General features: G+C 67.4%; 9 protein-coding genes and 2 pseudogenes. 6 read left to right on the plus strand and 5 right to left on the minus strand.

Annotated features, from left to right (window positions below; genetic code table 11):
• Positions 1 to 201: 201 nt before the first annotated feature.
• From gnd to ACIRC0_RS38580, 5 genes and pseudogenes are all read left to right on the plus strand, one after another.
• The gene (gene gnd, locus ACIRC0_RS38560) at positions 202 to 1,218 is read left to right on the plus strand and encodes a phosphogluconate dehydrogenase (NAD(+)-dependent, decarboxylating) (RefSeq protein WP_403626442.1); all 1,017 of its coding nucleotides are present in this window, start codon (positions 202 to 204) and stop codon (positions 1,216 to 1,218) included.
• A 142-nt stretch (positions 1,219 to 1,360) separates the two neighbouring features.
• Positions 1,361 to 2,011 carry an MOSC domain-containing protein gene (locus tag ACIRC0_RS38565; RefSeq protein ID WP_403626445.1) on the plus strand — a complete coding sequence of 217 codons (651 nt, stop codon included), beginning with the start codon at positions 1,361 to 1,363 and terminating at the stop codon, positions 2,009 to 2,011.
• A gap of 61 nt (positions 2,012 to 2,072) precedes the next feature.
• A pseudogene (locus tag ACIRC0_RS38570) lies at positions 2,073 to 2,177 on the plus strand (IS982 family transposase); the annotation flags it as partial.
• Positions 2,178 to 2,333: 156 nt separating this feature from the next.
• Positions 2,334 to 2,837 (plus strand): N-acetyltransferase, encoded by a 504-nt coding sequence (locus ACIRC0_RS38575; protein ID WP_403626462.1) that lies wholly within the window; start codon positions 2,334 to 2,336, stop codon positions 2,835 to 2,837.
• A gap of 218 nt (positions 2,838 to 3,055) precedes the next feature.
• A complete protein-coding gene (locus ACIRC0_RS38580) occupies positions 3,056 to 3,847 on the plus strand; it encodes an IS5 family transposase (protein WP_403626465.1) in 792 nt (263 codons plus the stop codon).
• Here ACIRC0_RS38580 and ACIRC0_RS38585 read toward each other — a convergent pair.
• The 4 genes from ACIRC0_RS38585 to ACIRC0_RS38600 form a co-directional block, all read right to left on the minus strand.
• Positions 3,804 to 4,349 (minus strand): hypothetical protein, encoded by a 546-nt coding sequence (locus tag ACIRC0_RS38585; protein WP_403626448.1) that lies wholly within the window; start codon positions 4,347 to 4,349, stop codon positions 3,804 to 3,806. The genes ACIRC0_RS38580 and ACIRC0_RS38585 overlap by 44 nt on opposite strands.
• 740 nt (positions 4,350 to 5,089) lie before the next feature.
• Positions 5,090 to 5,533, minus strand: a complete 444-nt coding sequence (locus ACIRC0_RS38590) for a pyridoxamine 5'-phosphate oxidase family protein (protein WP_403626451.1) — start codon at positions 5,531 to 5,533, stop codon at positions 5,090 to 5,092.
• A 397-nt stretch (positions 5,534 to 5,930) separates the two neighbouring features.
• Positions 5,931 to 6,839, minus strand: coding sequence for an NADP-dependent oxidoreductase (locus ACIRC0_RS38595; RefSeq protein ID WP_403626454.1), 909 nt, complete (start codon positions 6,837 to 6,839; stop codon positions 5,931 to 5,933).
• 77 nt (positions 6,840 to 6,916) lie between these two features.
• Positions 6,917 to 7,465, minus strand: a complete 549-nt coding sequence (locus ACIRC0_RS38600) for a carboxymuconolactone decarboxylase family protein (RefSeq protein ID WP_403626457.1) — start codon at positions 7,463 to 7,465, stop codon at positions 6,917 to 6,919.
• 143 nt (positions 7,466 to 7,608) lie between these two features.
• On the opposite strand from ACIRC0_RS38600, the gene ACIRC0_RS38605 reads away from it, so the two are divergent.
• Positions 7,609 to 8,277 (plus strand): TetR/AcrR family transcriptional regulator, encoded by a 669-nt coding sequence (locus ACIRC0_RS38605; RefSeq protein ID WP_403626460.1) that lies wholly within the window; start codon positions 7,609 to 7,611, stop codon positions 8,275 to 8,277.
• A gap of 37 nt (positions 8,278 to 8,314) precedes the next feature.
• Here ACIRC0_RS38605 and ACIRC0_RS38610 read toward each other — a convergent pair.
• A pseudogene (locus tag ACIRC0_RS38610) lies at positions 8,315 to 8,730 on the minus strand (integrase core domain-containing protein); the annotation flags it as partial.
• Positions 8,731 to 9,006 lie beyond the last annotated feature (276 nt).

The following is a 9,006-nucleotide window of genomic DNA, read 5'->3' on the forward strand; positions in this document are numbered from 1 at the left end:
ATCTGAGACATCGACTCCTTCGACCAGTGGGGGTGGAGCTCGGCAAGGTACTCGCGGCCCAGATCCCCCCGGAACTCGCCTCCGGCGCCGAACCGGAGCTCGCCCGCGACTCGTCGACCATAGCCCTCATCCGTCGTTACCGCGCCCTGAAACGCTAGGGCCCTGTTCCCCAGGAGAGCAACCATGACTACCGACACCCCCATGCAGCTCGGCATGATCGGGCTCGGCCGGATGGGCGCGAACCTCGTGCGCCGGCTCACGCGCGACGGCCACCACTGTGTGGTCTATGACCTCAACGAAAGTGCCGTAAGGGAGTTGGAGGGCGAGGGCGCCGTGGCCGCCGGCTCGCTGCGTGAAGTGGTGGCGAAGCTGGAGCGGCCACGGGCCGTCTGGCTCATGCTGCCTGCCGCCGTCGTACAACCCACACTCGACCAGCTGGCCGAGCTCCTCGACGTGGACGACGCGGTCATCGATGGCGGCAACTCTTACTACCGCGATGACATCACGCGTTCAACGCAGCTTGCTCCTCGCCGCATTCATTACCTGGACTGCGGAACCTCGGGCGGTGTGTGGGGACTTGAACGTGGTTACTGCCTCATGATCGGCGGCGAGCCGGAGCCAGTCGCACGGCTCGACCCGATCTTCCGGACCATCGCGCCTGGCACCGGCTCCGCCGAGCCGACACCGAGCAGACGAACCGACGGAACCGCACCGGAGGGCTATCTGCACTGCGGTCCGAGCGGAGCCGGGCACTTCGTGAAGATGGTCCACAACGGAGTCGAGTACGGCATGATGGCCGCGATCGCCGAGGGACTGAGCATCATCGAGCACGCGGATGCCGGGCTTCGCAAGCGCACCGCCGACGCCGAGACAGCTCCGCTGCGCGAGCCGGAGGCCTATCAGTACGAGATCGACGTCGGCGAGGTCGCCGAAGTATGGCGGCGCGGCTCGGTCGTCGGCTCCTGGCTCGTCGACCTCACCGCTGACGCACTGGCCCGGTCACCGAAACTGGAGGAATTCACCGGGCGCGTCTCGGACTCCGGAGAAGGCCGATGGACGGTACTGGCGGCGGTCGACGAAGGCGTGCCCGCCGCCGTGATCACCACGGCGCTTACCGACCGCTTCCAGTCCCGGGGCCTTGGCGAGTTCGCTGACAGGGTCCTGTCCGCCATGCGCAGTGAGTTCGGCGGACACTCCGAGAAAAGGAGCCGACCGTGATACGCCCGGACGGCCACGTGATCGTGCTCTTCGGCGCCACCGGCGACCTCGCCAAGCGCAAGCTCCTGCCTAGATGATCGATTCCAAGGGTTGGCAGGGAAATGAGTCGCCCCGGCGTGCAGAGGTCCGTACCCTCGCGCGCATGAAGCTGCTCTCCGTCAATGTCGGCAAGCCTCGACCCAACCCTTGGAAGGGCCTCAGTGCGACAGGCATCGACAAGCGGCCTGTTGATGGTCCGGTCGCCGTCATTGCACCCGGTCCCAAGGGCACCGGCGAGGTCGGTCTCGTAGGCGACCGCGTCTACGACGTGAAGCACCATGGCGGTTCCGATCAGGCCATCTACGCCTATGGCCGCGAGGATCTCGACGGGTGGGAGGCCGAGCTGGGTAGGCCGCTTGCCAACGGCGTCTTCGGGGAGAACCTCACGACTCTCGGCCTCGATGTCAACGGCGCCCTGATCGGCGAGCGTTGGCGCATCGGGCCGGACGTTGTCCTGGAGGTGTCGTGCGCGAGGATCCCATGTGCGACGTTCCAGGGATGGCTGGAGCGAGAGGGCTGGATCAAGCGGTTTACCCAGGCCGCGGTTCCGGGCGCCTATCTGCGCGTGATCGAGCCGGGAGACATCCGGGTTTCCGACCCGGTCGAGATCGTGCACCGGCCCGACCACGACGTGACCGTCGCACTCGTCTTCCGCGCGCTGACACTCGAGCCGGACCTACTGCCGCGGCTGCTGGTCGCTGACGCGCTGCCCGAGGAGGAAAGGGAACTGGCCCGCAGGCGCTCGACCGCGTAAATGATCGATTACTTCAGGAGATCGTCTGCACGCATGAGACGGAGGAGTCCAACGTCGGTGTGTGAAAACAGAGCTGGACTCCCTCGCGACCGCACTTTACGTCAAGACCGACGATCTACTGAAGGATTCGCCGCAGCTCGCCCCCTGGCGGCCAGCCGTGGGCATCAGAAGCCGTTGCCATACCGATCATGGAGTCCGTCGATCGAACGGGAGTCTCGATCGGGTGATCGCGCGGGCCCTGCCCGGCATGAGAGCAAGGCCTGGCGATATACGGGGAAGATCCAGGGGAGCGGACGGCCGCGCGCTGCTACGGTCAGGCGCCATGAGCTGGCTTCCCGATGACTTCGTCCACCCCGTCCTGGTACCGCTGCCGGGCGGTGGTCATCACCTGCGGCCGATCCGGGAGGTGGACACCCCGCTCGACTATCCGGCTGTGATGGGTTCGCGCGAGCGGCTGTGGACCATCTTCGGCCCGGCCTGGGGCTGGCCCGCGGCCACCATGACCTACGAGGCCGACCAGGCCGACCTGTTGCGGCACGAGAAGGAGATCGCCGCGCACCAGTCCTTCAACTACGCGCTGTTCGACGCGGCGGAGACAGCTCTGCTCGGCTGCGTCTACATCGACCCACCGGAGAGGGCCGGCGCGGACGGCGAGATCTCCTGGTGGGTGGTGGACGAGCTGGTGGGCAGCAAAGTCGAGCAAGCCCTCGACGCGCTGGTGCCGCAGTGGATCGCCGACGACTGGCCGTTCGAGCAGCCGCGCTTCCTCGGCCGTGAGATCTCCTGGTCGGACTGGCTCGCCCTGCCGGAGCATCCCGACACGTAAGTGGTTGTGCCCGTTCCGATCTTGAAGGCTGTCGATCGAACGGGAGTCTCGATCGGGTGAGTGCGGCGGCCGCCGCGCGTGAAAGCAGGGCGTTGACGCAGTTCTACGGCATCACGTGGGTGGAGTCCACTTCTGCCGCCCTTGCGTGTGACTGCCTGGCTCACCGGTTCGGGAACGCCGACGACCACGGGGTGCGCGAGCGCCGCTACCCGACGGACATGTCCGATGCGGAGTGGGCGGTGGCCAGGCCGCTGCTGCCGGTGCCGGGCTGGTTGCGGGGCCGGGGCGGGCAGCCGGAGGCGTACTGCCACCGCGCGATACTGGACGCGATCCGCTACCTGGTCGACAACGCAACGAAATGGCGCGCGATGCCGGCCGACTTCCCGCCGTGGGACCGGGTCTACGCCTTCTTCCGCCGCTGGCGCGACCACGGCATGGTCAAGGAGTTCCACGACCGGCTCCGCCGCAAGGTCCGCGAGCAGGCCGGGCGGGAGCCAGAGCCGAGCGCGGGCGTGATCGACTCCCAGTCGGTCAAGGCAGACGCCGTCGTCGGCGCCGACAGCCGCGGCTTCGACGGCGGCAAGCTGGTCAACGGCCGCAAGCGGCACGCTGTGGTCGACACCCTCGGCCTGCTGCTCGCGGTGATGGTCACCGCCGCTGACACCCAAGACCGCGCGGCAGCCCAGGTCCTGCTCGCCCAGGTCGCCGCCGCGCACCACCTGCTGGCCCTGGTCTGGGCCGACGGCGGCTACACCGGCAGCCTCGTCGAGTACTGCCTCGCCACCCTCGCCCTGGTCCTCGCCATCGTCAAGCGCAGCGACGACATGCGCGGCTTCGTCGTGCTTCCCAAGCGCTGGATCGTGGAGCGGTTCTTCGCCCACCTGATGCGAAGCCGCCGCCTCGTGCGGGACTACGAACGGTCCACCAGCAGCGCGGAGGCGATGGTCTACTGGTCGATGACGCAGCTCATGACCCGCCGCCTGGCCCGGCCACGCTCTTCGCGAGCGTGAACCGGCCCGGCGCCGGCTCGGCCAGCCACCCGCGCGCTGTCAGCCGCTTCGCCTTCGACCGCAACGCCTCGATCTTCGCGGGCACCAGGTCCAGACCGAAGCAGGCGGCCATCTCCTGGCAAGTCAGCGGGCCTTGACCGAGACGGTTCCGGTCCGCGAGAGCCTGCAGGATCCGCTGGTAGTCCGCCGACAGTGCCGACCAGGCCAGCCCCGCACGCCACATCGGCACCACCGATTTCGGCTTCGCCGCCTCCGAAGATGCAGGCCGCACCGGCGGTTCACCGCGATCCGACGGCTCCTCGACGGCATCCGGGTCGGCGGCGTTTCCATCGCCCGGAGACAGCACCTCGTCGACGCGTGAACGGGCGATGACCCACTCGTTCCACTCCCGCTCGGCCACGACCAGCTCGGCCTGGATACGGTCGGCCTCCTCCCGCAGACCGTCCATACGACGGCGAGCGGTGAGCTCACGCTGTTCCAGCAGCCCCACGACCGAAGGCATCCCCGACCTCCTCCAGAGCGACAACTCGACACGTCACCACTCCCCGAGACCACCGAACCTACGCCTGACCAGCGGAAACGCTGCCCTCAAGCCCGGAAAGACAACAGCTTCTGAGGTCGTAGACGGCCATCAGTGTGTCGGGCAGGGCGAGTGGGCCGCGGTCCACCCGACGACGAAGGGGGTCGCGGACTCCGCGTGGCGGGCAGGCCCCAGTCCCCCGGTGCCGACCTTGGCGACGCGCGCCTACTGCCCCTCCGCCCACACCTACACAGGGAGGTGCAATTGTTGTACCCCGCGGTGGCGATCGCCAGCCGTTCCCCGACCGGGGCCCGGATCGGGGTCCCCGGTCCGCCGCGAGGGCAGCATCCTCGCGGCGATCACCCACGAGCAGCCGGACACCATCATCAAGACCGGCGGCCGCCCCGTCTGCCCATGGTCGAGCGCGATGTCCGCCTCGGAGAACCACAGGTCACACTGGGCCGGCTGCCCGGCCGATACGTCGTCCGGAACACCGGGTCCACCGGCAAACACGCCGGTCCGAGCTCACGCACAACACGTTCCTTGAAAATCGTCCTCCCCCGCTGCCAGCCGATCCGCTCCACAATCACCGTCGCCGGCATCCTCCGCGTCTCCCGCAAAAGCTTGCGGATCTGCACCCTGACCGCTTCCACCGCCGAGCCCTTCAGCGGACGCTCGTACTTCGGCGGCCAGCCCTGCGGGACAGGTGGCCCGATGTCGCATCAAAGGTGTGCCACACCGTAGTTGGCGGCCCACTCATGCTTCAGGTCATCCTCGTTCGCGTGCCCGAACGTGTACGCGGGAGAGTCCACCCGCAGCACCCGGTCGACCCTGATCAGTACGGCCTCGTGGCACGGGTAGATCGGATCGCCGTGGGTGTTCAGCACCCACTGGCGGGACCAGTCGTACACCGGGTCGCCTTTCCCGCGGATCTCGGCTGTTCCCTTGAAGCGATACCCCCGCCGGAGCAGGAAGTCGATCACATTGACCTCAACCCGAGGATCGTGCCGCAGGTTCTCCACCGTATTGGGCGAGGCCATGTTCATGAATACCAGGTGATCGTCGTCGTAGACGCGCACGGACCCCTTCGGGGAGAGGTTCGGCGAACCGTCCTCGCAGACCGTCGCAACGAACGCCAGCTTGGCGCTGGTGACGATCTGCCGCATGTCCTCAGTGATTATCCCCATCGCTCGTCAACCCTTCCTGCCACGTCTGCGTGCTCCGCCCTTCTGGGCCGTCACGACGCAGCCTTTTTCGAGTGCCACAACAGGCCGATGGCCTGGTCCGCCGATGCCCCGGCGCTCGCTCTGCGCTGTTGCGCGGGCTTCCCGATCGCGTTGGACGCACCTTGTCCGCCGGCACCCCGGTCAGTGATGACATCCGCGCGGACGGCCGTTCCGGCGACCGTGTCCCGGAGCCCGAGCGGCGGTCGGCCCCCCACCCACGGTGCCACCGTGAACCGGCCGACCGCCCGTCGGGTACGGCCGCGCACGCGACCGTACCGTGTCCGGCAGGTGCCATGAGTCGGTGTCAGCACCGGGCCACACCCCGCCGTGGACGTGCTCAGGTCAGCACGATCTTCTTGCCACCGGCCTGCCCGGCGGACACCCGGGCGAAAGCGGCCGGCCCCTCATTCAAAGGGAGCGCTTCCACGTTCTGCTTCAGCTTTCCCTCCGCGACCGCCTCCGCCAGATGGGCAAGCTGAGCGGCATCAGGCCGGACGTAGAGATCCGTACTGGTGATACCACGCTCCCCCGCCGGCGCATCCGAGGTCAGCGACACCAGACGCCCGCCGTCCCGCACCAGCGACAGCGCGGCCCGCGCCGTGCCACCAGCAGCGATCAGCACACCATCGAACCCACCACTGACCCGACCCGCCCAATCCGAGTCGTGGTAGTCGACGACCGCCAACGCACCCAGACCACGCAGGCGCTCAGCAGCCGAAGCGGACGCCGTCACCGTCACCTCGATCCCCCGAGCAGCAGCAATCTGCAGCGCCAGTACACCGGTCGCCCCACCACCATTGGTGATCAGAAGCCGCTCCCCCCGGCTCAGCCCCAGTGCCTCCAGGGACTGGTACGCCGTGAGCCCGGCAACCGGCAGCGCCCCCGCCTGCACCTGATCCAGCCCCGCCGGGCACATCGCAGCGCTGGCCGCAGTGATCAGCACCCGCTCAGCCCAGAAGCCGCTGCCACCGGGCAACGGGGCCTCATGCGCAAGCACCCGGTCACCCACAGCAAAGCCCTCGACATCAGGACCCACAGCCACGACCCGGCCCACGCCCTCCACACCCAGCGCCGCCGGCGGACGCAGCCCCACATCCCAGCCTGCACCGTTCAGCAACCGATCCCACGGACCGACACCGGCCGCCTCCACCTCCAGCAGAAGCTGACCAGCACCAGGAGCCGGCGGCTCAGGCACCTCCAGGAGGACGACGTCAGCGTCGGGTCCGGACACTCCGCTTGCCTTCATGGTCATATCCCTTCACTCAGTCCGGCCGACGGTGGGTACCGGCCGGCCGCCATATCTTCAGTCTGGGGTTTCGGCGCTCAACCGGGCGTACCGACCGAGCCGGCGGAGGGGATGTCGATGTCGGTCTGGTTGACGTTGTTGAGGAAATTGGTCAGCAGGGCCTGCACTGCGACCGTGACGATCGCCAAGATCTGCGGATCGGTGTAACCGGCGCCGCGCACAGCCGCGAGGTCTGCGTCGCTGACTCTCCCGCGGCTCTCGACCACCCGTTGAGCCAAGCGAGCGGCTGCGGCGCGCTTGGGGTCCACCGAGCTTCCGGCGCGAGCCAGTTCGATGTCGTCGCTCGACATTCCGCTGAGTTCGGACGACACGTACGTGTGAATCGCCAGGCAGTAAGCGCACCCGTTGGCCTCTGAGACCGCGAGCGCGATGGTGTGCCGCGTCTTCGCGTCCAGAACGCGACTCATGGTGCTCTGCAGCGTCACGACGGCGTCAAGAACGGTCGGGTTCGACGCGATGGTCTTGAACATGTTCGGGACGAAGCCGAGCTGTGCGCCGATGTTGTCGAGGATGCCTTGCGCTCCCGCGGGGACATCGTCGGAAGAGGGAACGTTCAGTCGTGCCATAGCGGATCAACCTCCGGTAGGCGTGCGAGTAGTCGCCGGGCCCAGGTCAGGCCGGGCATTTTTTGGGCTTGTCAGCCCACTCCTCAGAGCTAACACCGCCCAATACTGGGCTGTCAAGCCCACCTTGCGGTATCGTGCGACGCATGGAAGCCACGACACGAGCTCGGGTGCCTCGCAAGCTCACGGACAAGGGCCAGGCGACGCGGACCCGGATCCTGGAGCATGCCGCGGAACTCATCTACACGAAGGGTGTCCACGCGACGAACAACGAGCAGCTCCGTCGCGCAGCCGGCGTCAGCGGCTCACAGCTCAACCACTACTTCCCGACCAAGGAGAGTCTCGTCCTGGCAGTCATCGCCTGGCAGGCCGATCGCGTCCTCGCATTCCATCGCAGTGAGCGATTCGCCTCCTTCAACGATCTCGACGCTTTTCGGGAGTGGGCGGATTTCTACGCCGGCTACGAGCGCGCCTACCAGGAAGGCTGCAGCCTCGGCTCCCTCGCAAGCGAGATCATCAAGACTGACCTCGACGTTCACGAGGAGCTCGCGAGTGCGTTCGATCAGTGGCGGGACATCTTCCGCGACGGGCTCCAGCACATGCAGCAACTCGGCCGCATCAGCACTGACGCGGATCCGACGCAGCTGGCCAATCTACTTCTCTCCGCATTCCAAGGCGGCAGCCTCCTCGCTCAGGTCGCTCGGGACATCACCCCGCTGAAGGACGCGTTGCAGGCAGCCATCGACTACGTGCAGACCTTCGTGAGGACTCCCGAAGTCGACGTACTGCAGGTTCGCCGGCCGCCGACGGTCTGATGCCCGTATGCGAAGGGTCGTATCCTCGGCGGCGGATCTAGGTGTATTGACCTGAAGCGTTGTTCACACCGCTGATCGGTGAGTGGCCGCCGAGTGCCGTGTGGGCAGCGGTGGTGGTCGTAGGCGTGGAGGAAGTCTGCCATGGCTTCGGTCCGCTCGGTGTTGCTCGTGCAGGGCCGCAGGTAGGCTCATTTGTCGAGCAGAGCGCGGTTGAAGCGTCCGACCCTGCCGTTGGTCTGCGGCCGGTTTCATGCGCGTGAGCTTCCCGGCCGCGCCAAGGTCGGCAAGCGCCTGCCGCCAGGCGAAGCTCTTGCGGCAGGGCCAGGCGTTGTCCGTCAGGACGCGTTCGATGCGGTCGATGCCAAAGGTGGCGAAGATGGCGGCGGCCCGGGTCAGGAAGACCGCCCAGATGGCGGCCTTCTCGCCCGAGTGGACCTCGCTGTAGGCCATTCGGTCCCGGCGGCGTATGTCCAGACGGGAGATCCGCTCGGGATCGGTGATCGCTTCGGGGACAACGCACAGTGGTGCTGCCTGGTTCATCGCTTGATGGGGCCGGTGGGCGTTGTGGTGCAGATCGAACTGGCGAGCGTGTAGCGCACGTGGCGCTCGTCGTTCCAGATGAGGGTGCGGTCTAAGACGTCGTCTCATTTGGCGTGCCGGGTAGTCTGCCCCATGTGGTGATGGTCGAGCGCATGGTGCCGGACGAGCTGTGGGAGCTGTTCCAGCGAG

Source organism: Streptomyces sp. NPDC093984, assembly GCF_044764595.1.
GTDB lineage: Bacteria > Actinomycetota > Actinomycetes > Streptomycetales > Streptomycetaceae > Streptomyces > Streptomyces cynarae.